The organism is Pseudomonas oryziphila (assembly GCF_003940825.1).
GTDB classification, from domain to species: domain Bacteria; phylum Pseudomonadota; class Gammaproteobacteria; order Pseudomonadales; family Pseudomonadaceae; genus Aquipseudomonas; species Aquipseudomonas sichuanensis.
This window is the reverse complement of the sequence record NZ_CP034338.1, coordinates 4,009,973-4,033,963: the sequence shown is the minus strand read 5'-3', so window position 1 is coordinate 4,033,963 and position 23,991 is coordinate 4,009,973. Positions and strand designations below refer to the sequence as shown.

Genomic DNA, 23,991 nt, shown 5'->3' with positions numbered 1-23,991 from the left:
CGCCGCAAAGTGGGCAGTATACTGCGCAACCCCTGTTAGTGAGCAATATAGTGCACAAAGAAACCGAACACCGTGCCTCGGTGTTGCAGCATGTCAGCCAGAATGTTCGCCGCCTGCGGGGCGACGCCGGCCTCAGCCAGGCGGCCCTGGCCGAGCGTTCCGGGGTCAGCCGGCGAATGCTGGTGGCTATCGAGGCCGGCGAGAAGAATGTCAGCCTGACCACCCTCGACCTGATTGCCGAGGCGTTGGGTGTGGCTTTCAGCACGCTGATCCAGGCGCCCGACCAACGCGACCCGAGCCGCATCGACGAGTTGGCCTGGGCCGGTGAACACCCCGGTAGCCGGGCGGTGCTGCTGGGCAGCAGCCCGGCCCGGCGCGAGGCAGAGCTGTGGGAGTGGACCCTGGCGCCCGGCGAGTGCTACACCAGCGAGGCCGACGCGGCGGGTTGGAGCGAACAGATCTACGTCGCCGAAGGGCAGCTGACGCTGGTCATTGAAGGCGTCGAGCACCACCTGATTACCGGCCAGTTCCATGTGTTCCCCAGCAACTGCCGCTATGCCTATCGCAACGATGGTCAACTGGCCGTGCGCTTCGTGCGCAATGTGGTGATCTGAGCGGTCAACCCTTGAGCAGTTCGTCGGTGCTGACCACCTTGGCGTAGGCGAAGGCCAGTGCGGCCATCGCCGAGGCGTGCACCTCGGCGGCTGGCACCTGCTTGCCGTCGAACGCCAGCGGCAGGGTGGCGCAGGCGTCATGGGCCACGGTGACGTCATAGCCGTAGTCTGCGGCCGCCCGGGTGGCGGCATCGACACACATATGGCTCATGCTGCCGGCGATGGTCAGCGCCTTGACATCATGCTGGTCGAGCAGCGCCTTCAGGTTGGTGTCACGGAAGCTGTTGACCTTGTGCTTGAGCACCACGGCCTCGTTGTTGGCAGCTTCGACCTTGTGGTGAATCCGTGCACCGGCCGAGCCTGGGGTGAAGAAGGGGGCGTCGCTGCTTTCGAACTCGTGACGCACGTGAACCACCAGGTCGCCCCGTTTACGCGCAGCGTCAAGCAGTCGTGCGGCGTTGTCGGCGGCAGCCTCGGCGCCGTCGAGGGTCCATTTACCACCCGGGAAGTAGTCGTTCTGGATGTCGATGATGATCAGTGCCTGCTTGCTCATGGTGCCTCCTTCGGCAGTAGTGATGAACTGCTGATAGTTATAGGCTTGAACGATCGGATCGAGGATTGGCGCGAGCGACACAATGACGGCAAAAACTGACAGCCTGGAAATTGGCGTGCTGGTGTACCCGGGTGCCCAGAGTGCGGCGGTGCATGGTTTGACCGACCTGTTCACGGTGGCCAACCGGGTGGCGGCCGAACTGGGTGAACACCAGTTGCCGCTGCTGCGTGTCAGCCACTGGCAGCTCGATGCCGCTGGGCAACTGCAGGTCATTCACGACAGCCTGCCGCAGGCCGGGCATGCACCACGGGCTATGTTGATTCCCCCCAGCCTTGCTGCGACGCCTTCCGGCGAACTGCTGGCCGCTCATCGCCCCGCACTCTGCGACTTGCATGGCCAGGGGACGGTGCTGGCTTCGGTGTGCATCGGGGTGTTCCTGATAGCGGGCAGCGGCCTGCTCGACGGGCGTTCGGCCTGCACCCACTGGAACTACGCCCAGGCCCTGAGCGAGCGCTTCCCCAAAGTGCGTGTGGCGACCAGCCAGCCACTGCTGGACGATGGCGATATCGTCACGTCCGCTGGCCTGATGGCCTGGACCGACCTGGGGCTGCACCTGATCGAGCGCTTCCTTGGCCACACCCTGGCCCGTGAGACCGCACGCTACCTGGCGGTGGAGCCGGCACCGGCGCCTGTGCCGGGGGCGCTGTTCACCCCGCGGCTGGAACATGGCGACGAGGCGGTGCTGCGGGTGCAGCATTGGTTGCAGGGTGAGCAGGCTCGCGTCGCCGGCCTGGCCGACATGGCCCGCTGTGCAGGGCTCGAACCGCGCACTTTCCTGCGGCGCTTTCGTGCCGCCACCGGCCTGCGTCCCACCGAGTATGCCCAGCAAGTGCGGGTTGGCCGGGCCTGCCGGCTGCTGGAGTTCACCCGGCGCAGTGTCGACCAGATCGCCTGGGGCGTCGGCTATCAGGACCCCGGCGCCTTTCGCAAGGTGTTCCAGCGCCTCACCGGCATGACCCCCAGTGACTACCGACGGCGTTTTGCGGTTGGCAGTGAGTGAGGCTCAGCCGATCCTGCTGGTTGCGCGGTGGCACACCATTCCGGGGGGGAGGGTGTCGTCAAGGAAAAAGTCCTTGACCTTGAGTTAACTGGAGGTTTTAACCTGCGTGCCAATAGGCTGATAGTGGCCCAAGCAAGGAGACAGTCCATGGTGCTAAATGCCCCTTCCCTGTGGTTCACCCAGATGATCGAGTACGACGTCCCACCTGGGCATCAGCAGATGCTGGCCCAGGCCCTGGTCGTGCGCAGCGAGCAATTGGCGCAACGCTGTGACGGTTTGCAGGGCGTCAGCATCCAGGCCAGTGATGACGGCTGTCGGGTGCTCCAATACCTGCAATGGCAGTCGCGGGTTGCTTGGGCGGCGGCCGCCAGTTGTTTCGTCGAGGAGCCGTTCCTCGAGCTGTTGCGTCAGCACCAGGCCCGAGGCGTCAACTTCGCGGCCTACCAGACCTTGCGTAGCCTGGTGCGGGGGGCGGATGGCGGCCTGCACTGCCAGGTCGGCGAGGCTCAGGCGTACCAGGGCGCGTAGTGTGGGTAGCGGTCCAGGCGTGCGCCGATGACCATCTCGCTGATCCATGCGTTCAGTATCGCGCTGTAGGCTTTCTGGCTCTCTTCGCTCGATAGCGCGTGATCGGCGCCATCGACGGTGCGGTGAGTCAGCGAATGTGCGCTGACGAACGCCGAGCGGTAGCTCATCAGGGTGCTGTGCGGTACATAGTCGTCCTGTTCGGACTCCACCAGCAGCACATCGCCGGCGAATTCCGCGCAGGCGGCAAGGGCGCTGTTGTCGGCCGGGCTCAAGGCGCGCAGGCGATAGGCGTTGAGGCGTTGACGGTCCAGTGCCTGCTTGGGGCTGTTCCATTCATCGTCCCAGTACAGTGCCGGCACCCTCAGCGCCAACCATTTCACCGCTCGGTGGCGGGTGAGCAGGGTAGCCAGGTAGCCGCCATAACTGCTGCCGATGACGGCCATGGCGGCGGGGTCGACTGCGGGGTGGTTGGCGAGGCGGTCGTAGGCGGCCAGCAGGTCGGCGAGGTTCTGCTCGCGGGTGACGGTCAGGCGCTGGCTTTGCGTCTTCTCGTGGCCGCGCAGGTCGAAGGTCATGCACACGCAACCCAGCCCGGTAATCTGTCGGGCCCGCGCCAGGTCGCGCTGCTGGCTGCCACCCCAGCCGTGGACGAAAAGGATGCCCGGCATCTTGCTGCCGGGGCTGACCAAGGTGCCGGCGATGCATTCACCTTCGACGGCCAGTTCGATGGTTTCACTTTCGATGGTCATGGTCGCGGATCCGTGCATATTTGCTGAGTTGTCCCAGTTCACTGTCATGCCCCTGATAGAAGAGCGTGGCGTCGGCCGGAAGTTGGGCTTCGCCGAACACTTCGTGGGTTGATGCGCGCACTTGTTGCAGGGCCGGGTCGTCGGCGAAAGCCTGCAACGCGAGAATCTCCGCGCTGCTGGCCCCGCCTGGGCGCCACGATTGCTCCAGCACGCCGCTGCGCAGGTGGCCGTGCGGGTCGGTGCCGCGGGCGATGTCGTAGTTGCGTCGCGAGGCGATGAAGCCAGGGAAGTGGCGTTCGGCAGCCTGCTCGTAGGCCATGGCCTGGTTGATGGCCAGCCGCAGATGGTCTTCCAGCGGCAACTGCAGCAGTTGCTGGTAGTCGCCGCGCACTACGTGCAGGTCGGAGCCACCGTACACCTCGGTGCCGGCGTGGTCGTGGGTGAGCTGCTGGGTGCCGTGGTAGCTCAGGGTGAGCCCGGCCACACGAACCTGGCCGACGCTGAAGGTCTCGACGTCGCTCAGGTCTTCTTCCAGCACCAGGCCCCATACGGCGAGCTGTTGCTCGTCCATCGGCTGCAGCAGTGTTTCCAATGCTTCAAGCCGGGTGATGACCTGTTGGCCACGACCGGCGCAGGCCAGCACTGGCTTGATGCGAATTCGGCCTTCGGCAAGTAGCAAGGCGGCGGCACGGCGCGCGTCGTTCTTGCTGAAGACTGTGTAGCCCCGCAGCAAGGCGTTGCCGGCATCCTGGGCGAACGCATTGGTCCAGCCCGGCGGGAAGCTTGCCCCGGCGGGCAGGGGATGGGAGATGGCCTTGGTGGCCATGTAGGGGTGGCTGACCAAACCGCCGAACAAGTCGCGTTCGCTGTGGATGCCCAGTGGTGCGTAGCGTGCCGGGTCGATCAGGGTGTCGGTGGCCAAGTAATAGTAGTGGGCATGCTCGGTTGGTGGCTGATCGAGTTGGGCTCGCGGCAGGTTCAGCAACTGTGCAAGGCAGTCGGCCAGCTTGAGCTGGACGGCGTGTTCGTGGTCCGAAGTGTGCTCGCGGGTGTCGAGCAGTGCGACAGCGGTTTTCGGCTCGCGGGAGTGGGGCATGAGGGCCTCGCGTGCACTGAAGTGTGTATGGGCTATGAAGGCATCTGCGGGGCAAAGTTCAGCGGGATTGATCGGCGGTTTGCACGGCGCATGGGGCAATCCTGGCCCTGTTCCGGTCTTGAAGATTGCGGGCGGTGGCCGCCTGTTCCATTATCGATGGCCTGGATCAGTCGAGATGTGTCCGCAGGAGTGCGCATGAACAGTCAGTCCCCCCTTCAGGAATCCGTACCGGCGCGTCTGGCCCGAGTGCGTCAGGTCATGGCCCGCGAGGGGGTCGATGCCCTTTTGGTACCTTCCGCCGACCCGCATTTGTCCGAATACCTGCCGGGCCATTGGCAGGGGCGGCAATGGTTGTCCGGTTTCTACGGTTCGGTGGGCACGCTGGTGGTGACTGCGGACTTCGCCGGGGTGTGGGCTGACAGCCGTTATTGGGAGCAGGCGGATAAAGAGCTGGCGGGTAGCGGTATCGAACTGATGAAGCTGCGGCCCGGGCAGCCGGGGGCGCTTGAGTGGTTGGGCGAGCATGTTCAAGGCACGGTTGCCGTGGACGGCGCGGTGATGGCTTTGGCTTCGGCGCGTCAACTGAACGAGCGCTTGCAGGCCCGAGGTGTGAGCCTGCGAACCGATCTTGATTTGTTTGAGCAGGTCTGGACTGACCGGCCGCCCTTGCCGGCTAATCCGGTGTACCAGCACTTGGCGCCGCACGCCACGGTCAATCGTGCGCAAAAGCTTGCCGAGCTGCGTCGCACGCTGCAGGACAAGGGTGCTGATTGGCATTTTATTGCCACGCTCGATGACATTGCCTGGCTGTTCAACTTGCGTGGCAGCGATGTTTCCTACAATCCGGTGTTTGTCTCATTTGCATTGATCGGTCAGGACAATACCTACCTGTTCGTAGGCAAGGACAAGGTCGATGAGCATCTGAGCCAGGTACTGAAGGCCGACCACATCGAAGTGTGCGACTACACCGAGGTGCGCAGCGCGCTGGCGGCAATCCCCGCTGAAAGCAGTTTGATGGTGGACCCGGCGCGTGTCACCTGTGGTTTGCTGGACCATCTTGCGAACGAGGTGAGGCTGATTGAAGCCATCAATCCCACGACCTTGAGCAAGTCGCGCAAGGGGGAGGGGGATCTTGTTCACATTCGCAAAGCCATGGAGCAGGACGGCGCGGCACTGTGCGAATTCTTTGCCTGGTTCGAAGCCCATCAGGGGCAGCAGGAGATTACCGAGCTGACCATCGACGAGAAACTGAGCGAGGCGCGTGCCCGGCGGCCTGGCTTCGTATCGTTGAGCTTCTCGACCATTGCGGCCTACAACGCCAACGGTGCAATGCCCCATTACCATGCCACTCATCAATCGCATGCGATTGTTGAAGGGAATGGCCTGCTGTTGATCGATTCCGGTGGCCAGTACCTGGGTGGCACCACAGACATCACGCGGATGGTGCCCATCGGTGAGCCCAACCATGAACAGAAGGCCGATTGCACGCGGGTGCTCAAGGGCATGATCGCGCTGTCGCGGGCGAAGTTCCCTCGCGGCATTCTTTCACCTTTGCTCGACGCCATCGCGCGGGCGCCGATCTGGGCCGACCAAGTCGATTATGGGCATGGCACCGGCCATGGTGTGGGCTACTTCATGAATGTGCACGAAGGGCCGCAGGTGATTGCCTACCAGGCGGCGGCCATGCCACAGACGGCGATGCAGCCGGGGATGATCAGCTCGATCGAGCCTGGCACTTATCGACCGGGACAGTGGGGGGTACGGATCGAGAACCTGGTGGTCAATCGCGAGGCAGGCAGCAGTGCGTTCGGTGATTTCCTCGAATTCGAAACCTTGACCTTGTGCCCGATCGATACTCGCTGCCTGTTGCGCGAAGGGCTGAGCAGCGAAGATATCGCCTGGCTCGATCGCTATCACGAGACCGTGCGGGAGCGGCTATCGCCGCTGCTCCAGGGTGATGCGCTGGAGTGGCTGAAGCGGCGCACCGCACCGATCTGACAGCAACGAAAAGGGCAGCCCGGAGGCTGCCCTTTCATATCTACTTGCAGATCACGATCATGCTGCGGCTGGTATAGCCGGCGGGGTTGATGCCGAAGATATAGTCGCCGGGCTCTTCATCGCTGTCGCCAGAGCGGGCGATGACTTTGTAGCCTTTGCTGCTACAGGCGCTAGCGGCTTTGCTGTAGCACTTGTCCCACGACGAAGAGAGCCCCGAGCAGTTGATGTGCATGCCCTTTTTCCCCCGCTTCACCTCGGTCTTGGCAGTCGCGGCACATCCAGCAATGGCCAAGATGGCCAGGATGAGAAAAATACGTTTCATTCCTGTCCTTATGCGGGCCCGGTTACATACCTGGGCCTGTCGTCAGCGCTTCGAGTCTTCCCTGAGATTCCCCTGCGTCCTTTTGCAGCCAAGTAGATAGCGTCTTGATTATGATTTTGTGACAGCTTAATCAGCAGACGGGAGCGGTACAAGGCCAGGCATGTTTTAAATGCAAATATTTCTCAAATCAGTCGGCGGCCACGACGGGTGCTGTTTCTCGTCTCATCGACAGTGTTGCACCGACCGATGCGGTGATGATGGCGAGGATCGCCAGCCATTGCCAGGTGGTGAGTTTCTCGCCCAGGAACAGCAAGCCTGAAAGGGCACCAAATGCCGGTTCAATGCTCATCAAGGTGCCGAATGTACGTGCGGGCATGCGGGTCAGAGCGACCATTTCCAGGCTATAGGGGAGCGCGGTCGACAAAATCGCGACGCCCAGCGCCACAGGTAGCAAAGCCGGTGTGAGCAGTGCGCTGCCGGCATGGACGATGCCGATGGGGGCAACGAACAGCGCGGCGATGACTACCCCCAGTGCGGCAGTCTGGATGCCATTTTCGGCGCCCGCGCGCTGGCCATATAGAATGTAGAGCGCCCAACATACGCCTGCCCCCAGTGCGTAGCCGGCACCCAACAGGTCGATGCTGGCGCCGGACTGGCCGACGGGGATCAGCAACAGCAGGCCAACTACCGCCAGGCCAATCCAGACAAAGTCCAGCGCCCGGCGCGAGGCCCATAGTGCTACGGCCAGTGGGCCGGTGAATTCGAGCGCCACGGCGATCCCCAAGGGCACGCTGCGCAGTGACATATAGAAGAGGAAATTCATTCCGCCCAAGGCCATGCCATAGATGATCACGCTGCGCAGAGTGCTGGCGTCCAATCGTGCTCGCCAGGGGCGCAGCAGCAATAGCATGATGATGCTGGCGAAGATCAGACGCAGGGTGGTGGTACCTTGTGCGCCTACGACAGGGAACATGCTTTTGGCCAGCGAGGCGCCGGATTGGATGGAAGCCATGGCGATCAGCAGCAGGCCGATGGGGAACAGGGTGGCGGCCAGGCTGCGTTGGGGGGTGTTCATTGTAGGGGGAGGGTCCATGGTTGTACGGCGGGGTGAGCAATATAGTGCGCAATTTGCGGTGGGATGTGCAAGGGAAGGTTATCTCTTGTGCGAGCAGGGGCGTTGCGGGCTTGGTGTTACCTCTTTATTTCAGTTTCATGAAATTAAAGGTTGACGGGGTTTCAGATCCCCTTATAATGCGCCCCACTTCCAGCGACAACGGAACGCAAAACTCCTTGAAATTCAATGAGTTAAGCGATTCGAAAGCTCCGGAAGCGTTTCGGTCTCACGATCGGCAGCGGTGAAAAAGGTGGTTGACAGCAGGTTGTAACGCTGTATGATTCGCCTCCCGCTACGAGAGATCGCAGCGAGTTAAGCGGTTGAAGCTAAACGAGTTTCTCGGAAATAACTTCAAATAAACGCTTGACAGTAAATGAGGAAAGCGTAGAATGCGCGCCTCGGTTGAGACGAAAAGCTCTTAACCAAACGCTCTTTAACAAATTGAATCAAGCAATTCGTGTGGGTGCTTGTGAGTACGGACTGATAGTCAAAAAGATTATCAGCATCACAAGTGGCCATGCGAGAAATCACATAGTCATTTGAGATTGCTGAGCCAAGTTTAGGGTTTCTTAAAAACCCAAGCAGTATTGAACTGAAGAGTTTGATCATGGCTCAGATTGAACGCTGGCGGCAGGCCTAACACATGCAAGTCGAGCGGATGAGAAGAGCTTGCTCTTCGATTCAGCGGCGGACGGGTGAGTAATGCCTAGGAATCTGCCTGGTAGTGGGGGACAACGTTTCGAAAGGAACGCTAATACCGCATACGTCCTACGGGAGAAAGCAGGGGACCTTCGGGCCTTGCGCTATCAGATGAGCCTAGGTCGGATTAGCTAGTTGGTGAGGTAATGGCTCACCAAGGCGACGATCCGTAACTGGTCTGAGAGGATGATCAGTCACACTGGAACTGAGACACGGTCCAGACTCCTACGGGAGGCAGCAGTGGGGAATATTGGACAATGGGCGAAAGCCTGATCCAGCCATGCCGCGTGTGTGAAGAAGGTCTTCGGATTGTAAAGCACTTTAAGTTGGGAGGAAGGGCAGTAAGTTAATACCTTGCTGTTTTGACGTTACCGACAGAATAAGCACCGGCTAACTCTGTGCCAGCAGCCGCGGTAATACAGAGGGTGCAAGCGTTAATCGGAATTACTGGGCGTAAAGCGCGCGTAGGTGGTTCGTTAAGTTGGATGTGAAAGCCCCGGGCTCAACCTGGGAACTGCATCCAAAACTGGCGAGCTAGAGTATGGTAGAGGGTGGTGGAATTTCCTGTGTAGCGGTGAAATGCGTAGATATAGGAAGGAACACCAGTGGCGAAGGCGACCACCTGGACTGATACTGACACTGAGGTGCGAAAGCGTGGGGAGCAAACAGGATTAGATACCCTGGTAGTCCACGCCGTAAACGATGTCAACTAGCCGTTGGAATCCTTGAGATTTTAGTGGCGCAGCTAACGCATTAAGTTGACCGCCTGGGGAGTACGGCCGCAAGGTTAAAACTCAAATGAATTGACGGGGGCCCGCACAAGCGGTGGAGCATGTGGTTTAATTCGAAGCAACGCGAAGAACCTTACCAGGCCTTGACATGCAGAGAACTTTCCAGAGATGGATTGGTGCCTTCGGGAACTCTGACACAGGTGCTGCATGGCTGTCGTCAGCTCGTGTCGTGAGATGTTGGGTTAAGTCCCGTAACGAGCGCAACCCTTGTCCTTAGTTACCAGCACGTTATGGTGGGCACTCTAAGGAGACTGCCGGTGACAAACCGGAGGAAGGTGGGGATGACGTCAAGTCATCATGGCCCTTACGGCCTGGGCTACACACGTGCTACAATGGTCGGTACAGAGGGTTGCCAAGCCGCGAGGTGGAGCTAATCTCACAAAACCGATCGTAGTCCGGATCGCAGTCTGCAACTCGACTGCGTGAAGTCGGAATCGCTAGTAATCGCAAATCAGAATGTTGCGGTGAATACGTTCCCGGGCCTTGTACACACCGCCCGTCACACCATGGGAGTGGGTTGCACCAGAAGTAGCTAGTCTAACCTTCGGGAGGACGGTTACCACGGTGTGATTCATGACTGGGGTGAAGTCGTAACAAGGTAGCCGTAGGGGAACCTGCGGCTGGATCACCTCCTTAATCGACGACATCAGCCTGCTGATGAGCTCCCACACGAATTGCTTGATTCATTGTGTAAAGACGATGCTGTAACGCAACCCTGTTATAGGTCTGTAGCTCAGTTGGTTAGAGCGCACCCCTGATAAGGGTGAGGTCGGCAGTTCAAATCTGCCCAGACCTACCAATTACTTGGTGCGGCTGGTCAAATGGGGCCATAGCTCAGCTGGGAGAGCGCCTGCCTTGCACGCAGGAGGTCAGCGGTTCGATCCCGCTTGGCTCCACCACTCTTTCAGGTTTCGCAGCACTGCTCAGAACTTAGAAATGAACATTCGGCAATGAATGTTGATTTCTGACTTTTGTCAGATCGTTCTTTAAAAATTCGGATATGTGATAGATAGACTGACACGCACTTTCACTGGTGTGTGATCAGGCTAAGGTAAAATTTGTGAGTTCTGCTCTTAATTGAGCGAAATGCGAATTTTCGGCGAATGTCGTCTTCACAGTATAACCAGATTGCTTGGGGTTATATGGTCAAGTGAAGAAGCGCATACGGTGGATGCCTTGGCAGTCAGAGGCGATGAAAGACGTGGTAGCCTGCGATAAGCTTTGGGGAGTCGGCAAACAGACTGTGATCCAGAGATCTCTGAATGGGGGAACCCAGCCAGCATAAGCTGGTTATCTTGTACTGAATACATAGGTGCAAGAGGCGAACCAGGGGAACTGAAACATCTAAGTACCCTGAGGAAAAGAAATCAACCGAGATTCCCTTAGTAGTGGCGAGCGAACGGGGACCAGCCCTTAAGTTGGTTTGAGATTAGTGGAACGCTCTGGAAAGTGCGGCCATAGTGGGTGATAGCCCCGTACACGAAAATCTCTTATCAATGAAATCGAGTAGGACGGAGCACGAGAAACTTTGTCTGAATATGGGGGGACCATCCTCCAAGGCTAAATACTACTGACTGACCGATAGTGAACCAGTACCGTGAGGGAAAGGCGAAAAGAACCCCGGAGAGGGGAGTGAAATAGAACCTGAAACCGTATGCGTACAAGCAGTGGGAGCCTACTTTGTTAGGTGACTGCGTACCTTTTGTATAATGGGTCAGCGACTTATATTCAGTGGCGAGCTTAACCGAATAGGGGAGGCGTAGCGAAAGCGAGTCTTAATAGGGCGCTTTAGTCGCTGGGTATAGACCCGAAACCGGGCGATCTATCCATGGGCAGGTTGAAGGTTAGGTAACACTGACTGGAGGACCGAACCGACTACCGTTGAAAAGTTAGCGGATGACCTGTGGATCGGAGTGAAAGGCTAATCAAGCTCGGAGATAGCTGGTTCTCCTCGAAAGCTATTTAGGTAGCGCCTCATGTATCACTGTAGGGGGTAGAGCACTGTTTCGGCTAGGGGGTCATCCCGACTTACCAAACCGATGCAAACTCCGAATACCTACAAGTGCCGAGCATGGGAGACACACGGCGGGTGCTAACGTCCGTCGTGAAAAGGGAAACAACCCAGACCGTCAGCTAAGGTCCCAAAGTCATGGTTAAGTGGGAAACGATGTGGGAAGGCTTAGACAGCTAGGAGGTTGGCTTAGAAGCAGCCACCCTTTAAAGAAAGCGTAATAGCTCACTAGTCGAGTCGGCCTGCGCGGAAGATGTAACGGGGCTCAAACCATGCACCGAAGCTACGGGTATCACCTTTTGGTGATGCGGTAGAGGAGCGTTCTGTAAGCCTGTGAAGGTGAGTTGAGAAGCTTGCTGGAGGTATCAGAAGTGCGAATGCTGACATGAGTAACGACAATGGGAGTGAAAAACTCCCACGCCGAAAGACCAAGGTTTCCTGCGCAACGTTAATCGACGCAGGGTTAGTCGGTCCCTAAGGCGAGGCTGAAAAGCGTAGTCGATGGAAAACAGGTTAATATTCCTGTACTTCCAGTTATTGCGATGGAGGGACGGAGAAGGCTAGGCCAGCTTGGCGTTGGTTGTCCAAGTTTAAGGTGGTAGGCTGAGATCTTAGGCAAATCCGGGATCTCAAGGCCGAGAGCTGATGACGAGTGCTCTTTAGAGCGCGAAGTGGTTGATGCCATGCTTCCAAGAAAAGCTCCTAAGCTTCAGATAACTGGGAACCGTACCCCAAACCGACACAGGTGGTTAGGTAGAGAATACCAAGGCGCTTGAGAGAACTCGGGTGAAGGAACTAGGCAAAATGGCACCGTAACTTCGGGAGAAGGTGCGCCGGCGAGGGTGAAGGACTTGCTCCGTAAGCCCATGCCGGTCGAAGATACCAGGCCGCTGCGACTGTTTATTAAAAACACAGCACTCTGCAAACACGAAAGTGGACGTATAGGGTGTGACGCCTGCCCGGTGCCGGAAGGTTAATTGATGGGGTTAGCGCAAGCGAAGCTCTTGATCGAAGCCCCGGTAAACGGCGGCCGTAACTATAACGGTCCTAAGGTAGCGAAATTCCTTGTCGGGTAAGTTCCGACCTGCACGAATGGCGTAACGATGGCGGCGCTGTCTCCACCCGAGACTCAGTGAAATTGAAATCGCTGTGAAGATGCAGTGTATCCGCGGCTAGACGGAAAGACCCCGTGAACCTTTACTATAGCTTTGCACTGGACTTTGAGCTTGCTTGTGTAGGATAGGTGGGAGGCTTTGAAGTGGGGACGCCAGTTCTCATGGAGCCATCCTTGAAATACCACCCTGGCAACCTTGAGGTTCTAACTCAGGTCCGTTATCCGGATCGAGGACAGTGTATGGTGGGTAGTTTGACTGGGGCGGTCTCCTCCCAAAGAGTAACGGAGGAGTACGAAGGTGCGCTCAGACCGGTCGGAAATCGGTCGTAGAGTATAAAGGCAAAAGCGCGCTTGACTGCGAGACAAACACGTCGAGCAGGTACGAAAGTAGGTCTTAGTGATCCGGTGGTTCTGTATGGAAGGGCCATCGCTCAACGGATAAAAGGTACTCCGGGGATAACAGGCTGATACCGCCCAAGAGTTCATATCGACGGCGGTGTTTGGCACCTCGATGTCGGCTCATCACATCCTGGGGCTGAAGCCGGTCCCAAGGGTATGGCTGTTCGCCATTTAAAGTGGTACGCGAGCTGGGTTTAGAACGTCGTGAGACAGTTCGGTCCCTATCTGCCGTGGACGTTTGAGATTTGAGAGGGGCTGCTCCTAGTACGAGAGGACCGGAGTGGACGAACCTCTGGTGTTCCGGTTGTCACGCCAGTGGCATTGCCGGGTAGCTATGTTCGGAAGAGATAACCGCTGAAAGCATCTAAGCGGGAAACTTGCCTCAAGATGAGATCTCACTGGGATCTTGAATCCCCTGAAGGGCCGTCGAAGACTACGACGTTGATAGGTTGGGTGTGTAAGCGCTGTGAGGCGTTGAGCTAACCAATACTAATTGCCCGTGAGGCTTGACCATATAACACCCAAGCAATTTGCGCGTAAGCCGAATTGTGGTGGTGAAGACGAAAGACCCGAAAGTTCGCAACATCACAAATCACATATCCGAATTAGCCAAGAGTGTTCACAAGACATTCTGGGCAACCGAATTTCTTGACGACCATAGAGCATTGGAACCACCTGATCCCATCCCGAACTCAGTAGTGAAACGATGCATCGCCGATGGTAGTGTGGGGTTTCCCCATGTGAGAGTAGGTCATCGTCAAGATTCATTTCGCAAAACCCCTATCTGCGCATGCAGGTAGGGGTTTTGTCTTTTCAGGGTTTTATAGCGCTTCAACCACGAGCCAATTCGGCAAGGTGCGCTGTCACTTCCTCGCTCTTGAGCACCAGTACATCGCCTTCGAGGGCGTCGAGCACCACTTCAGCGGTATTACCGATCAAAGCCCCGGAAATGCCTGTCCGCGCCACGGTACCGATGATGGTCACCACGGCGTCGTACTTCTTCTCGGTAAAGGGAATCAGTACATCAGCCGGCCCCTCCGCTACGTGCAGGCGCTCCTCGCTGATGTCGAACTCTGCCTGGAAGGCCTTGCAGGCATCGCGATACCGCTGTTCGATGGTCTCGGTAAGCTGGTAAACCGGGTCTGACGCCGACAGCATGGGCGAGGGGTGTGCGCTGATCACATGAAGCTCACCTTTGGCCAGGCTGGCAATCTCATAGCCATGGTCGATGATGCTCGCATGCAGCCTGCGGTGGTCTTCATCCTGGTTGCCCACATCCACCGCTGCCAGGATCACCCCGCCAGTCCACGGCCGCTCACTCTTGACCATCAGCACCGCACAAGGGCACTGACGCAGCAGTTTCCAGTCACTGGGCGTGAGCAGTGCCTTGCGTAGCGGGTTATCCGGCCGATGTTCCTTGATGACCAGATTGCAACCTTCGGCCTGCTGCACACTGATGATGGATTCATGCAGGGCGTCGTGCCAGGCCTGCTCGTGGGTGACATTGTCATACCCGTCATCATGCAACTGGCTGCTGAGCAGGCTCAGTAGCGCACTGTGGTCATGCTTCTTGTCGCACATAAGCAGGTGCAGGCGAGCGCCGGTCACGCCGGCGATCAGCTTGGCCCGGGTCAGGGCGCGGCTGTGGGCGTGCTCGGGGTCGAGAACGACAAGGATGCTGCGAACGGCTTGCATGGCGTGAACTCCCTTCTGGATGGCGACCAATGCCTGACTATAGTCGGCGCACCTCCTGCCGCCGCTTGATATGCGTCAAGAATAGCCACTGGCACTCGCCGCTGCCGCCGGTATAATCGCCGGTCCTGCAGATATCTTTCGTGATTGTGAGTGTTATGTCCCAGATTCCTGAAATCGACGCCTTCCTCGGCTGCCGTACCCCAGACGCCTGGATCGAGGCGGCGCTGGCCGACCAGGAAACCCTGCTGATCGATCACAAGAACTGTGAATTCAAGGCGGCCAGCACTGCACTGAGCCTGATCGCCAAGTACAACACCCACCTCGACCTGATCAACATGATGTCGCGCCTGGCCCGTGAAGAGCTGGTGCACCACGAGCAGGTGCTGCGGCTGATGAAGCGACGCGGTGTGCCTTTGCGGCCGGTGTCGGCCGGGCGTTACGCCTCGGGCCTGCGTCGCCTGGTGCGTGCCCACGAGCCGGTGAAGCTGGTGGACACGCTGGTTGTGGGGGCTTTTATCGAGGCGCGCAGCTGCGAGCGTTTTGCTGCTCTCGTACCGCACCTGGACGAAGAACTCGGTACCTTCTACCACGGCCTGCTCAAGAGCGAAGCCCGGCACTATCAGGGCTACCTCAAGTTGGCCCATGTGTACGGCGATGATGCCGAGATCGCCCGAGTGGTTGAGCAGGTACGGCAAGCGGAAGCCGAACTGATCAGCTCGCCCGACCAGGAGATGCGCTTCCACAGCGGCATCCCCATGGCCCACGCGGCCTGATCCGCCGCTATTGGCGGCGCCCCAGCAGCAGGCCCACCACCAACCCGAAGCCTGCGGAGATCGCCACCGTCTGCCATGGATGACCGCCGAGGTATTGCTCGGTGGCATCGACCACCGGTTGCGCCTTCTGGCCCAGGCGGCTGGTGGCGTCACGGGCCTGGCGCAGCTTGAGCCCCAGTTGGGCGCGCAGGCCGTCGGCCTCTTCGCCGACCAGTGATGCACTGTCGCTGAGCAGTTTCTCGGACTCCTCGATCAACGCCTGGAGTTCGCTGAACACCTGGTCCTTGATTTGTTCACCATTGTTTTTCGCGGCGGTATTCCTGGCCATGTACACGTCCTCGTGCAGAGTGGGGTTGAACAGTGGATGCCGTGGCGTCGGGAAAGTTGCAGCGGCTTACCGGCGCTCGGTCGCTACGGTGTAAGATAGCGCCCATTTTTCAGTGGCAGGTATTACCCATGAGTTTCAATCTGGCCAACATGAGCTTCGCGGAACGGGCGCAGATCGAGGCAGAAAAAGCGCGCTTGTTCCAATACTGGCAAGGCAACCTGGCCAAGGCCAAGGGTGAAGCAGGGCGGCTGATCGCAGAAAAACCGCGACGCAAGGGCAAGTGGGCGGAGTGGGTGCGTGCCGAACTGGACGGCATGTCGCCGCCCGAGTTCACCCAACTGGTGCGCAGCGAGGTCAACAAGCTGATGGCCGCTGCCAACGCCGGCCGCTGAGTCAGGCCACTTTCAACTGGCCCCTGCAGCACCGAGCTCGAGCCACTCCTGCCGAGTGATCTCCCACACTTCCTGTGCCAGGCAACCGCTTACGAAGTTGCCTTGCCCAGTGCGCAGCAGGCGCATGCCGCCGCGCTGGGAAACACGTCTGGACGCTTCGTTGGGCACCGCCTTGGGCACGCGCATGACCTCGCGCTGCAAGGTGTTGAACCAGAACCCATCGACCACCGCGCAGGCCTCTGTCATATAGCCCCGGCCCTGGTGAGCGGGTGCCAGCCAGAAACCACGGTTGTTGTCGGGCAGGTCCATCAGGCTGATGCTGCCGATCAGCTGCTGCGGGCGTTCGAGCAGGCGGATAGACCAGTGCCACTCACGCCCCGCAGCGATCGCCGGCAGGCAGATGTCGCGCAGGTAGCGCAAGGCACCATCCTCCGGGTAGGGCCACGGCACCAGGGCATTCAGGTAGCGCACCACTTCCCAGTGGGGGAATAGTTGCTGGATGGCCTCTGCGTCGCTCAGTTGCAAGGGGCGCAGCAGCAGCCGGGCGGTTTTCAGTTCAGGCGTAGAAGACATTGGTAGCTCCATTACCAATTCAGGATGTTTACCAGCCGGCTGCGGTGGCAGCAGGCAAGTCCAGTTTGCCTTTGTCGGTGAAACGCACAGTACCCAGCGGGCCGCCGGCCAGTTTGCCGCGCAGCACATAAGGCAGCCCTTGCAACGAATCCACCCGGCTCAGGCCGTAGGCCTGGCGCAGAAAGGCGAAGGCGGTGACGCTCACCGGCACCACGATCACGGCTTCGTCGTAACGGCCGATATGCCCACGCTGGTCACTCACGCCAGCCGCCAGGGGCTGGTCGTTGACCTCGAGATTGAGCGCGATGCCATTGAAGTCGACCGCTGTTTCGTTGGGGTTCTGCACGCGGATCTTCACCGCCATGCGGATCTCCAGATCCTGGCCGGGCAGGGGGTCTATGCCGATCACACTGATGTTCAGCGGGTCGCGGTTTTGCAACAGCGCGCAGGCATTGAGGCCCAGGGCCAACAGCAGGATCAGGCAGCAGCGGAAAAGCATGGCGTTCACGGCCTCGACTTACGGGCGAGCCTGCAGTGTGGCAAATGCACGGCGGCGTTGAAAGTACTGGCGCCCCCTCAAGCGAACACCGCGAGCACATCTTCGACAAAGGCCCGCTGCGCTTCCCCAGGCACCTGCCCGCGATGCCGCGCCAGGGTAAACGGCACGATGAAATCCAGCCCGGTATCCAGCGCCCGCAACAGCCCTTGCGCCTCCCACGGCGCGGCGCAATGGCAGGGCAGGTAACCGATATGCCGGCCCGACAGCACCAGCGTCAACGCGCTGTCGATCTGCTCCGCCACCGCCTTGCTGTAGCGGCTCTGGAACGGCTCGCCCTGCTTGAGAAAGCGATAGGGGTGGCGCACCTGGTCAACTTCCAGCAGTTGCTCCCGGCTGACATCGACAGCCTCGAACAGCGCGTGTCCCGCACCGCAGTACAAACGCTGGCGTTCATCGAACAGCGGTTGATAGTCAAACGCCGCCTGGTTACCCGAAAAATAGCTGATCGCACAATCCAGCCGCTGCTCCAGCAACAGCCGCTCGAGTTCTGCAGGCGGGGCGCTGATCAGTTCCAGCTGCACGGCCTCGTCACGCTGGCGAAAACGCGCAATGGCCTGGGCGATGCGCAGGGTGACGCTGCTGTCCTGGTTCTCGGCAAGGCCGATGCGCACACTGCCCAGCAGGCGCCCGGCCACGCCGTTGGCCTGTTGGCGAAACTGCTCGATCTGCAGCAGCAGGCCACGGCTCGCCTGCAGCAGCAGTTCACCTTTCTCTGTGAGGCGGAACCCACCCTTGCCGCGGCTGCACAGGCGATAGCCCAGGCGCGTCTCCAGCTTGGCCATCTGCTGGCTGATGCTCGGTTGGCTGAGCCCCAGCACCCCCTGTGCGGCACTGAAGCCGCCAGCCTCGGCTACAGTCACGAACAGCCGCAGCAGGTGCAGGTCCAGGTCATGGAGTTGTCCAAGCATTACATTGCTCCAGGTGAATGTCAGCTTTACACAGTTGCCATTTTTGCAATGTAACCCGGCAGGCATGCTGGCGGCATCCACCCATTTGCCGAGGTGTCCGCCATGCGTCGAACGCTGTGCTTGCTGTCCCTGCTGATCGCCTTGCCGCTGCAGGCCGAAGAGAAGGTCGTCAACCTCTACAGCTGGGCCGACTATGTCGCCCCGCAAACCCTGCAACGCTTCGAGCAAGAGACCGGTTACAAAGTCCGCTACGACACCTTCGACACCACCGAAGTGCTGGAAACCAAGCTGCTCACAGGCCGCAGCGGTTATGACGTGGTGGTGCCGTCGGCCACCGTGCTGGCCCGGGCGCTCAAGGCCGGCGCACTGCAACCGCTGGATGCGCAGTCGATGCCAGGCTACGCCAATCTCGACCCGGATCTTTTGGCCAAGCTGGCCGAAACCGACCCGGGCAACCGCCATGCCGTGCCCTACACCTGGGGCACGCTGGGCCTGGGGGTGAACGTCGAGGCGGTACGCCAGCGCCTGGGTGATGTCCCCCTCGACAGCCTCGACCTGCTGTTCAAACCCGAGTACGCCAGCCGCCTCAAGGACTGCGGGATCGCCATGCTCGACTCACCGCAGGAGGTGATTGGCCTCACCCTCAACTACCTGGGCAAGGACCCGTACAGCCAGGACAAGAACGACCTGGACGCCGCCCAAGCCCTGTTGCAGCAGTTGCAGCCGTCGGTCAGCTACGTGGCCAACGGCCGTCAGATCAACGACCTGGCCAACGGCAGCGTGTGCCTGGCACTTACCTACAACGGCGACGCCGCCACCGCCGCCGACCAGGCCCGCCGTGCCGGCAAGCCGTTCGAGCTGATCTACCGCATCCCCCGTGAAGGCACCCTGGTGTGGCAGGACAACCTGGTGATCCCCAAGGATGCCCCGCACCCCGAAGCCGCCCGGGCCTTCATCGCCTTCATGCTGCGCCCCGACTCTGTCGCCGCCCTGACCAACTCGCTGTTCTTCGCCAACGCCAACCAGGCTGCCACGCCGCTGGTGGATGAGGCGATCCGCACCGACCCGGACATCTACCCCCCGGCCGAAGTGCGCCAGCGCCTGTTCGCCGACCGCAGCATGGCGCTGTCCGACCTGCGCCAGCGCAACCGCCTGTGGACCGCCTTCCGCAGCCGCCAATAACAACCACAACACCAGGAGACAGACCGTGGATCTCGCCCAGGACAACGACCAGGCCATCACCCGTGACAGCCTCTACGGCACCGCCGCCGAGAGTACCTACGCCGGCATCACCAGTTTTTCCCGGCGCCGCTACAGCCGCGATCTGCGCGGGGTCGATGTGGTGGTCAGCGGCGTGCCGTTCGACACGGCCACCAGCAACCGCCCGGGGGCGCGCTTCGGCCCACGGGCGATCCGCGCCGCCTCGGTGCAGCAGGCCTGGGCCCGGCACTGGCCGTGGGCGTTCGACCCGTTCGATCACCTGGCAGTGATCGATTACGGCGACTGTGCGTTCGACAGCGGCACGCCGGCGTCGGTACCCGACAGCATCGAGGCCCATGCCGAGCGCATCCTCGAAGCCGGCTGCGCCATGCTCACCCTGGGCGGCGACCACTTCATCAGCTACCCGCTGCTCAAGGCCCACGCCCGCCGCCATGGCCCGCTGGCGCTGATCCACTTCGATGCCCACAGCGACACCTGGCCCGACGAGGAAGGCAAGCGCATCGACCACGGCACCATGTTCTGGCACGCCGCCCGCGAGGGCCTGGTAGACCCGGCGCGCTCGGTGCAGATCGGCCTGCGCACCACCAACGACGACAGCCAGGGCTTCGCCATCCTCGATGCCCGCCAGGTCCATCGCCAGGGCACCGAGGCGATCATCGCGGCGATTCGCCAGCGGGTGGGGGACATGCCTGTGTACCTGACCTTCGACATCGATTGCCTCGACCCGGCCTATGCGCCCGGTACCGGTACCCCGGTATGCGGCGGCCTGAGCACGGTGCAGGCGCTGGAGATCCTCGGCGGCCTGCGCGGCATCAACCTGGTGGGGATGGACCTGGTGGAAGTGGCCCCGGCCTATGACCATGCCGACATCACCGCCCTGGCCGGGGCGACGCTGGCAATGGAGATGCTGTGCTTGTATGCGGCGCGGCACAAAGTGAGTTGAATTCACGCAGACGATCGCGGGGCAAGCCCGCTCCCACGCTATGGACTGCCCTCAGGAAGTTGGACATCAATCCAACCCTTGGGGCAGTCATACCGTGGGAGCGGGCTTGCCCCGCGATGCGTGGAAAGACCCATACTGAAACATCACGAATCATCTCAATCCGCATTCTCGCTTTTGCGTCGAACCCTGCGCGTCTTAGGCTATCCAACCCTGGAGCGCGCCTTTTCGTACGGAGGTGAAGCATGAATCCCACACTGCCAGCCCTGGCCATTGGCCTGCTGCTGAGCCTGCCGTTGCAGGCCGCTGCCGTTGCGCCCATGCAATTGGCCGCCAGCGACAGTAACAACCCCTACAACAGCCCGATCCAGCGCGCCAACCCCAATAGCCGCCAGGGCAGCGTGCCCGCCACCCCTCCGGTGCGCGGCCCGTCCACCCAGCCCAACCCGCGCCCGCCGACCCTCGACAACCGTGGCATCGGTAACGGCGACAACCTGCGCCGCGAGCAGCGGGCGCCCAACCTGGAACCCACCCGGCCAGCGCGCGATTCGCTACGCGTGCCCTGACCCTATCGAAGGAACCGAGCATGACGCCACGCACCTGGTTGACCACCCTGGCCGCCGCCAGCCTGTTTCCCCTGCTGGCTCACGCCGCCTCCGAGCAACAGTTTCCCAGTGAACAAGGCCAGCTGACCGTCAGCACCGTTGCCGACGGCCTGCGCAACCCCTGGGCCCTGGCCTTCCTGCCAGGTGGCACGGACATGCTGGTGACCGAGCGCCCCGGCAACCTGCGTATCGTTAGTGCCGAAGGCAAGGTTGGCCCGCCGCTGTCCGGTATACCAAAGGTCTGGGCCGAAGGGCAGGGCGGGCTGCTCGATGTGGTGTTGTCGCCTGACTTCGCCAAGGACCATACGATCTACCTGTCGTTCGCCGAGGAAGGCGCCGACGGCAAGGCCGGCACGGCGGTGGGCCGTGGCCAGCTGTCACCGGACAGGGCCCGGCTGGAGAACTTCACGGTGATCTTCCGCCAGCAGCCCAAGCTGTCGGTGGGCAACCACTTCGGCTCGCGCCTGGTGTTCGATCGCGATGGTTATCTGTTCATTGCCCTGGGCGAGAACAACCAGCGCCCCACCGCGCAGGACCTGGACAAGCTGCAAGGCAAGATCGTGCGCATCTTCCCCGACGGCAAAGTACCCAAGGACAACCCCTTCGTCGGCCGCGACCAGGTGCGCCCGGAAATCTGGTCGTTGGGCCACCGCAACCAGCAAGGCGCCGCGCTCAACCCCTGGACCGGCAAGCTGTGGACCCACGAGCATGGCCCGCGCGGCGGCGACGAGATCAACATCCCTGAGCCCGGCAAGAACTATGGCTGGCCGCTCGCCACCCACGGCATCAACTACTCGTTGTTGCCGATCCCCGAGGCCAAGGGCAAGCATGTCGATGGCATGGTCGACCCGCACCATGTGTGGGAGAAGTCGCCCGGCATCAGCGGCATGGCCTTTTACGACAGCCCGAGGTTCAAAGCCTGGGACCACAACCTGTTCATCGGCGCGTTGGCCACCCAGGAGCTTATCCGCTTGCAGCTCAAGGGGGACAAGGTGGTGCATGAAGAACGCTTGCTGGGGGAGCTGAAGGCGCGCATCCGCGATGTGCGGGTGGGGCCGGATGGCTACCTGTATGTGCTGACCGATGACAAGGATGGCGCCTTGTTGAAGGTGGGGTTGAAGCAGGGTTGACTGAGCTGGCCCTATCGCTGGCAAGCCAGCTCCCACAGGATTGCCTATGCCATGAGCTCAGCGCGAACCCGGTGGGAGCTGGCTTGCCAGCGATAGGGCCGAAACTGTCGTAACATGCCCGGCATGACCCCCGAATCCCTCTACCACCAGGCCCTCAACGACCGTGGCTTCGTCCCCGACCCCGCCCAGGCCGCCGCTGTCGCCGCCCTGCAGGGCTGTTTCGACGCCCTGCACCAGCGCCAACCCAGCCAGGGCCTGTACCTCTGGGGCCCGGTCGGCCGTGGCAAGACCTGGCTGATGGACCTGTTCCACCGTTGCCTGAAGGTTCCGGCCAGGCGCCAGCACTTCCACCATTTCATGGCCTGGGTCCACCAGCGGCTGTTCCAGCTCAATGGCACGGCCGACCCACTCAGGGCCCTGGCCAGCGGCCTGGCCGAAGAAATCCGGGTGCTGTGCTTCGACGAACTGTTCGTCAGCGATATTGGCGATGCGATCATTCTCGGCCGGCTGTTCCAGGTGCTGTTCGACCATGGCGTGGTCATCGTCGCTACCTCCAACCAGCCGCCTGCGCAGCTCTACCGCGATGGTTTCAACCGCGAGCGCTTCCTCCCGGCCATCGCCGCCATCGAACGGCATATGGAGGTATTGGCGGTATCCGGCGAGCAGGACCATCGCCTGCATCCGGGCGCCCAGCGCCAGCGTTACTGGGTTGTCGAACCCGGGCAGCCGAGCGCTCTCGAATCCGTATTTCGCCAGTTGAGCCCAGAGGCGCCTGGCAGCGATCAGCCGTTGCAGGTCGGCTCCCGGCAGATCCGTACGCTGCGCCATAGCCAGCACGCGCTCTGGTGCCATTTCAGCGACCTGTGCGAGCAGCCCTTGGCGGCGATGGATTTCATGGCCCTGTGCGACCGCTTCCCGGCGATCCTGGTCAGTGGCATCCCGGCCCTCGGTGGCGAGCAGCAGGCAGGGCGCATTGCACGCGGCACCGAAGATGGCGCCGCGCGCGTCGAGGCCGGTGATCGTGTGCTGCCAACGCTGGCGCCCAAGGATGACAGCGTGCGCCGCTTCATCGCCCTGGTCGACGAATGCTATGACCGGCGGGTGGCGCTGTACCTGGAAGCTGAGGTTCCCCTGGATGCGCTCTACACTCAAGGGTATCTGGCGTTCCCGTACCAACGGACCCTGAGCCGGCTACGGGAGATGCAACTGCAACGCTTCGCCTGAAGGAGCCGACCATGCAGCCACTGTCGCAGCACTTGCTGACCCAGGCCTACAACAATGGCTGGGCCAACCACCGTTTGTACAAGGCCTGCCTGCAACTGAGCCACGATGAGTTCGTCGCCCCGCGGTGCAGTTTCTTTCCTTCGATCAAGGCCACCCTCAACCATTTGCTGACGGTGGACTGGTTCTACCTCGACGCGCTGGAGTGCGAGCAGCGCGGCGAGGCGCCCGACCCGGATGGCGAGCGCTTCTTCCAGCCCGAGCAACCCTTCGTCACCTGCAGCGACCTGCAGGCGCAACAGGCCCAGGCCGACCAGCGGTTGATCAGCTATTGCCGGCAGTTGAGCGATGACCAGTTGGCGCGTTATGTGAGCATCGTGCGCCCTGAGCGGGTGCAGCGCGAGCAGCGTCTTCGGGTGTTGGCGCACCTGTTCGAGCACCAGATCCATCATCGTGGGCAGGTGCATGCGATGCTCAGTGATACGACGGTGAAGCCACCGCAACTGGATGAGTTCTTCTGCGAGGAGGAGGCTGGCTTGCGGGCGGATGATTTCGCCGAGTTGGGTTGGAGCGAAGAGCTGGTCTGGCCCAAGTGAAC

The 23,991-nt window shown here is 60.8% G+C and carries 22 protein-coding genes, 2 tRNA genes and 3 rRNA genes; 17 read left to right on the top strand and 10 right to left on the bottom strand.

Translation table 11 applies throughout. From position 1 onward, the window contains the following. Window positions 1-50: 50 nt before the first annotated feature. Window positions 51-614, top strand: a complete 564-nt coding sequence (locus EJA05_RS18990; RefSeq protein ID WP_125859415.1) for a helix-turn-helix domain-containing protein — start codon at window positions 51-53, stop codon at window positions 612-614. 4 nt (window positions 615-618) lie between these two features. On the opposite strand, the gene EJA05_RS18985 is transcribed toward EJA05_RS18990, so the two are convergent. Continuing rightward, window positions 619-1,167: a cysteine hydrolase family protein gene (locus EJA05_RS18985; protein WP_125859414.1), complete on the bottom strand. Its 549-nt coding sequence runs from the start codon at window positions 1,165-1,167 to the stop codon at window positions 619-621. An 82-nt stretch (window positions 1,168-1,249) separates the two neighbouring features. Between EJA05_RS18985 and EJA05_RS18980 the strand changes: the two genes are divergently transcribed. Both EJA05_RS18980 and EJA05_RS18975 read left to right on the top strand, forming a co-directional pair. After that, window positions 1,250-2,227, top strand: a complete 978-nt coding sequence (locus tag EJA05_RS18980; protein WP_125859413.1) for a GlxA family transcriptional regulator — start codon at window positions 1,250-1,252, stop codon at window positions 2,225-2,227. A gap of 147 nt (window positions 2,228-2,374) precedes the next feature. After that, on the top strand, window positions 2,375-2,755 hold the full coding sequence (locus tag EJA05_RS18975; RefSeq protein ID WP_125464815.1) for an antibiotic biosynthesis monooxygenase: 381 nt from the start codon (window positions 2,375-2,377) through the stop codon (window positions 2,753-2,755). Here the strand turns inward: EJA05_RS18975 and EJA05_RS18970 are convergent. Beyond that, window positions 2,734-3,504: an alpha/beta hydrolase family protein gene (locus EJA05_RS18970; protein WP_125859412.1), complete on the bottom strand. Its 771-nt coding sequence runs from the start codon at window positions 3,502-3,504 to the stop codon at window positions 2,734-2,736. The two genes, EJA05_RS18975 and EJA05_RS18970, sit on opposite strands and share 22 nt — an antisense overlap. Beyond that, window positions 3,488-4,600 (bottom strand): DUF3182 family protein, encoded by a 1,113-nt coding sequence (locus tag EJA05_RS18965; RefSeq protein ID WP_125859411.1) that lies wholly within the window; start codon window positions 4,598-4,600, stop codon window positions 3,488-3,490. Before EJA05_RS18965 ends, EJA05_RS18970 begins: the two co-directional genes overlap by 17 nt. Window positions 4,601-4,795: 195 nt before the next feature. Between EJA05_RS18965 and EJA05_RS18960 the strand changes: the two genes are divergently transcribed. Continuing rightward, window positions 4,796-6,598 (top strand): aminopeptidase P family protein, encoded by a 1,803-nt coding sequence (locus EJA05_RS18960; RefSeq protein WP_125859410.1) that lies wholly within the window; start codon window positions 4,796-4,798, stop codon window positions 6,596-6,598. A gap of 40 nt (window positions 6,599-6,638) precedes the next feature. Here the strand turns inward: EJA05_RS18960 and EJA05_RS18955 are convergent, their stop codons facing one another. Together EJA05_RS18955 and rhtA are read right to left on the bottom strand one after the other, a co-directional pair. Continuing rightward, window positions 6,639-6,920 carry a hypothetical protein gene (locus EJA05_RS18955; protein ID WP_125464811.1) on the bottom strand — a complete coding sequence of 94 codons (282 nt, stop codon included), beginning with the start codon at window positions 6,918-6,920 and terminating at the stop codon, window positions 6,639-6,641. 187 nt (window positions 6,921-7,107) lie between these two features. After that, the gene (gene rhtA / locus EJA05_RS18950) at window positions 7,108-7,995 is read right to left on the bottom strand and encodes a threonine/homoserine exporter RhtA (RefSeq protein ID WP_125859409.1); all 888 of its coding nucleotides are present in this window, start codon (window positions 7,993-7,995) and stop codon (window positions 7,108-7,110) included. 628 nt (window positions 7,996-8,623) lie between these two features. Here rhtA and EJA05_RS18940 point away from each other — a divergent pair. From EJA05_RS18940 to rrf, 5 genes are all read left to right on the top strand, one after another. Continuing rightward, window positions 8,624-10,160 (top strand): 16S ribosomal RNA (locus EJA05_RS18940). 86 nt (window positions 10,161-10,246) lie between these two features. Next, a tRNA-Ile gene (locus tag EJA05_RS18935) sits at window positions 10,247-10,323 on the top strand. Between the two features lie 24 nt (window positions 10,324-10,347). Further along, window positions 10,348-10,423, top strand: a tRNA-Ala gene (locus tag EJA05_RS18930). Between the two features lie 245 nt (window positions 10,424-10,668). Continuing rightward, window positions 10,669-13,562: ribosomal RNA gene (locus tag EJA05_RS18925) — 23S ribosomal RNA — on the top strand. Between the two features lie 133 nt (window positions 13,563-13,695). Beyond that, window positions 13,696-13,811, top strand: a 5S ribosomal RNA gene (rrf, locus tag EJA05_RS18920). The 16S, 23S and 5S rRNA genes sit together here with 2 tRNA genes alongside, the layout of an rRNA operon. A gap of 68 nt (window positions 13,812-13,879) precedes the next feature. Here the strand turns inward: rrf and EJA05_RS18915 are convergent. Continuing rightward, the gene (locus EJA05_RS18915; RefSeq protein WP_125859407.1) at window positions 13,880-14,743 is read right to left on the bottom strand and encodes a universal stress protein; all 864 of its coding nucleotides are present in this window, start codon (window positions 14,741-14,743) and stop codon (window positions 13,880-13,882) included. 155 nt (window positions 14,744-14,898) lie between these two features. Between EJA05_RS18915 and miaE the strand changes: the two genes are divergently transcribed. Next, the gene (miaE, locus tag EJA05_RS18910) at window positions 14,899-15,516 is read left to right on the top strand and encodes a tRNA-(ms[2]io[6]A)-hydroxylase (protein WP_125859406.1); all 618 of its coding nucleotides are present in this window, start codon (window positions 14,899-14,901) and stop codon (window positions 15,514-15,516) included. A gap of 7 nt (window positions 15,517-15,523) precedes the next feature. Here miaE and EJA05_RS18905 read toward each other — a convergent pair whose 3' ends face one another. Beyond that, window positions 15,524-15,844 (bottom strand): DUF883 family protein, encoded by a 321-nt coding sequence (locus EJA05_RS18905; protein WP_125859405.1) that lies wholly within the window; start codon window positions 15,842-15,844, stop codon window positions 15,524-15,526. Window positions 15,845-15,972: 128 nt separating this feature from the next. Between EJA05_RS18905 and EJA05_RS18900 the strand changes: the two genes are divergently transcribed. Beyond that, complete coding sequence (locus EJA05_RS18900; RefSeq protein ID WP_110993960.1) at window positions 15,973-16,236, top strand: hypothetical protein; 264 nt, start codon at window positions 15,973-15,975, stop codon at window positions 16,234-16,236. 12 nt (window positions 16,237-16,248) lie between these two features. Here EJA05_RS18900 and EJA05_RS18895 read toward each other — a convergent pair whose 3' ends face one another. The 3 genes from EJA05_RS18895 to EJA05_RS18885 all read right to left on the bottom strand — a co-directional run bounded on the left by EJA05_RS18895 (window position 16,249) and on the right by EJA05_RS18885 (window position 18,276). Continuing rightward, entirely contained in the window at window positions 16,249-16,809 is a 561-nt protein-coding gene (locus EJA05_RS18895; RefSeq protein ID WP_125859404.1) for a GNAT family N-acetyltransferase, read from the bottom strand. Between the two features lie 28 nt (window positions 16,810-16,837). Further along, window positions 16,838-17,308 carry an LEA type 2 family protein gene (locus EJA05_RS18890; RefSeq protein WP_125859403.1) on the bottom strand — a complete coding sequence of 157 codons (471 nt, stop codon included), beginning with the start codon at window positions 17,306-17,308 and terminating at the stop codon, window positions 16,838-16,840. A 77-nt stretch (window positions 17,309-17,385) separates the two neighbouring features. Beyond that, a complete protein-coding gene (locus EJA05_RS18885) occupies window positions 17,386-18,276 on the bottom strand; it encodes a LysR family transcriptional regulator (protein ID WP_125859402.1) in 891 nt (296 codons plus the stop codon). A 102-nt stretch (window positions 18,277-18,378) separates the two neighbouring features. On the opposite strand from EJA05_RS18885, the gene EJA05_RS18880 reads away from it, so the two are divergent. From EJA05_RS18880 to EJA05_RS18855, 6 genes are all read left to right on the top strand, one after another. Further along, window positions 18,379-19,458 (top strand): extracellular solute-binding protein, encoded by a 1,080-nt coding sequence (locus EJA05_RS18880; protein WP_125859401.1) that lies wholly within the window; start codon window positions 18,379-18,381, stop codon window positions 19,456-19,458. A gap of 25 nt (window positions 19,459-19,483) precedes the next feature. After that, complete coding sequence (gene speB / locus EJA05_RS18875; RefSeq protein WP_125859400.1) at window positions 19,484-20,440, top strand: agmatinase; 957 nt, start codon at window positions 19,484-19,486, stop codon at window positions 20,438-20,440. Between the two features lie 242 nt (window positions 20,441-20,682). Continuing rightward, window positions 20,683-21,003, top strand: coding sequence for a hypothetical protein (locus EJA05_RS18870; protein WP_125859399.1), 321 nt, complete (start codon window positions 20,683-20,685; stop codon window positions 21,001-21,003). A 20-nt stretch (window positions 21,004-21,023) separates the two neighbouring features. Then, window positions 21,024-22,172, top strand: a complete 1,149-nt coding sequence (locus EJA05_RS18865) for a PQQ-dependent sugar dehydrogenase (protein ID WP_125859398.1) — start codon at window positions 21,024-21,026, stop codon at window positions 22,170-22,172. 123 nt (window positions 22,173-22,295) lie between these two features. Next, window positions 22,296-23,396, top strand: coding sequence for a cell division protein ZapE (gene zapE, locus EJA05_RS18860; RefSeq protein WP_125859397.1), 1,101 nt, complete (start codon window positions 22,296-22,298; stop codon window positions 23,394-23,396). An 11-nt stretch (window positions 23,397-23,407) separates the two neighbouring features. Further along, entirely contained in the window at window positions 23,408-23,989 is a 582-nt protein-coding gene (locus EJA05_RS18855) for a DinB family protein (protein ID WP_125464798.1), read from the top strand. Window positions 23,990-23,991 lie beyond the last annotated feature (2 nt).

Excerpts from the sequence above, each read along its gene's own strand:
- EJA05_RS18965 (WP_125859411.1), bottom strand. The coding sequence starts at position 4,600 with ATGCCCCACTCCCGCGAGCCGAAAACCGCTGTCGCACTGCTCGACACC.
- miaE (WP_125859406.1), top strand. The coding sequence starts at position 14,899 with ATGTCCCAGATTCCTGAAATCGACGCCTTCCTCGGCTGCCGTACCCCA.
- EJA05_RS18900 (WP_110993960.1), top strand. The coding sequence starts at position 15,973 with ATGAGTTTCAATCTGGCCAACATGAGCTTCGCGGAACGGGCGCAGATC.
- EJA05_RS18960 (WP_125859410.1), top strand. The coding sequence starts at position 4,796 with ATGAACAGTCAGTCCCCCCTTCAGGAATCCGTACCGGCGCGTCTGGCC.
- EJA05_RS18870 (WP_125859399.1), top strand. The coding sequence starts at position 20,683 with ATGAATCCCACACTGCCAGCCCTGGCCATTGGCCTGCTGCTGAGCCTG.
- EJA05_RS18985 (WP_125859414.1), bottom strand. The coding sequence starts at position 1,167 with ATGAGCAAGCAGGCACTGATCATCATCGACATCCAGAACGACTACTTC.
- EJA05_RS18885 (WP_125859402.1), bottom strand. The coding sequence starts at position 18,276 with ATGCTTGGACAACTCCATGACCTGGACCTGCACCTGCTGCGGCTGTTC.
- rhtA (WP_125859409.1), bottom strand. The coding sequence starts at position 7,995 with ATGAACACCCCCCAACGCAGCCTGGCCGCCACCCTGTTCCCCATCGGC.
- EJA05_RS18895 (WP_125859404.1), bottom strand. The coding sequence starts at position 16,809 with ATGTCTTCTACGCCTGAACTGAAAACCGCCCGGCTGCTGCTGCGCCCC.
- EJA05_RS18855 (WP_125464798.1), top strand. The coding sequence starts at position 23,408 with ATGCAGCCACTGTCGCAGCACTTGCTGACCCAGGCCTACAACAATGGC.
- EJA05_RS18970 (WP_125859412.1), bottom strand. The coding sequence starts at position 3,504 with ATGACCATCGAAAGTGAAACCATCGAACTGGCCGTCGAAGGTGAATGC.
- zapE (WP_125859397.1), top strand. The coding sequence starts at position 22,296 with ATGACCCCCGAATCCCTCTACCACCAGGCCCTCAACGACCGTGGCTTC.
- EJA05_RS18865 (WP_125859398.1), top strand. The coding sequence starts at position 21,024 with ATGACGCCACGCACCTGGTTGACCACCCTGGCCGCCGCCAGCCTGTTT.
- EJA05_RS18955 (WP_125464811.1), bottom strand. The coding sequence starts at position 6,920 with ATGAAACGTATTTTTCTCATCCTGGCCATCTTGGCCATTGCTGGATGT.
- EJA05_RS18975 (WP_125464815.1), top strand. The coding sequence starts at position 2,375 with ATGGTGCTAAATGCCCCTTCCCTGTGGTTCACCCAGATGATCGAGTAC.
- EJA05_RS18915 (WP_125859407.1), bottom strand. The coding sequence starts at position 14,743 with ATGCAAGCCGTTCGCAGCATCCTTGTCGTTCTCGACCCCGAGCACGCC.
- EJA05_RS18980 (WP_125859413.1), top strand. The coding sequence starts at position 1,250 with ATGACGGCAAAAACTGACAGCCTGGAAATTGGCGTGCTGGTGTACCCG.
- EJA05_RS18880 (WP_125859401.1), top strand. The coding sequence starts at position 18,379 with ATGCGTCGAACGCTGTGCTTGCTGTCCCTGCTGATCGCCTTGCCGCTG.
- EJA05_RS18890 (WP_125859403.1), bottom strand. The coding sequence starts at position 17,308 with ATGCTTTTCCGCTGCTGCCTGATCCTGCTGTTGGCCCTGGGCCTCAAT.
- EJA05_RS18905 (WP_125859405.1), bottom strand. The coding sequence starts at position 15,844 with ATGGCCAGGAATACCGCCGCGAAAAACAATGGTGAACAAATCAAGGAC.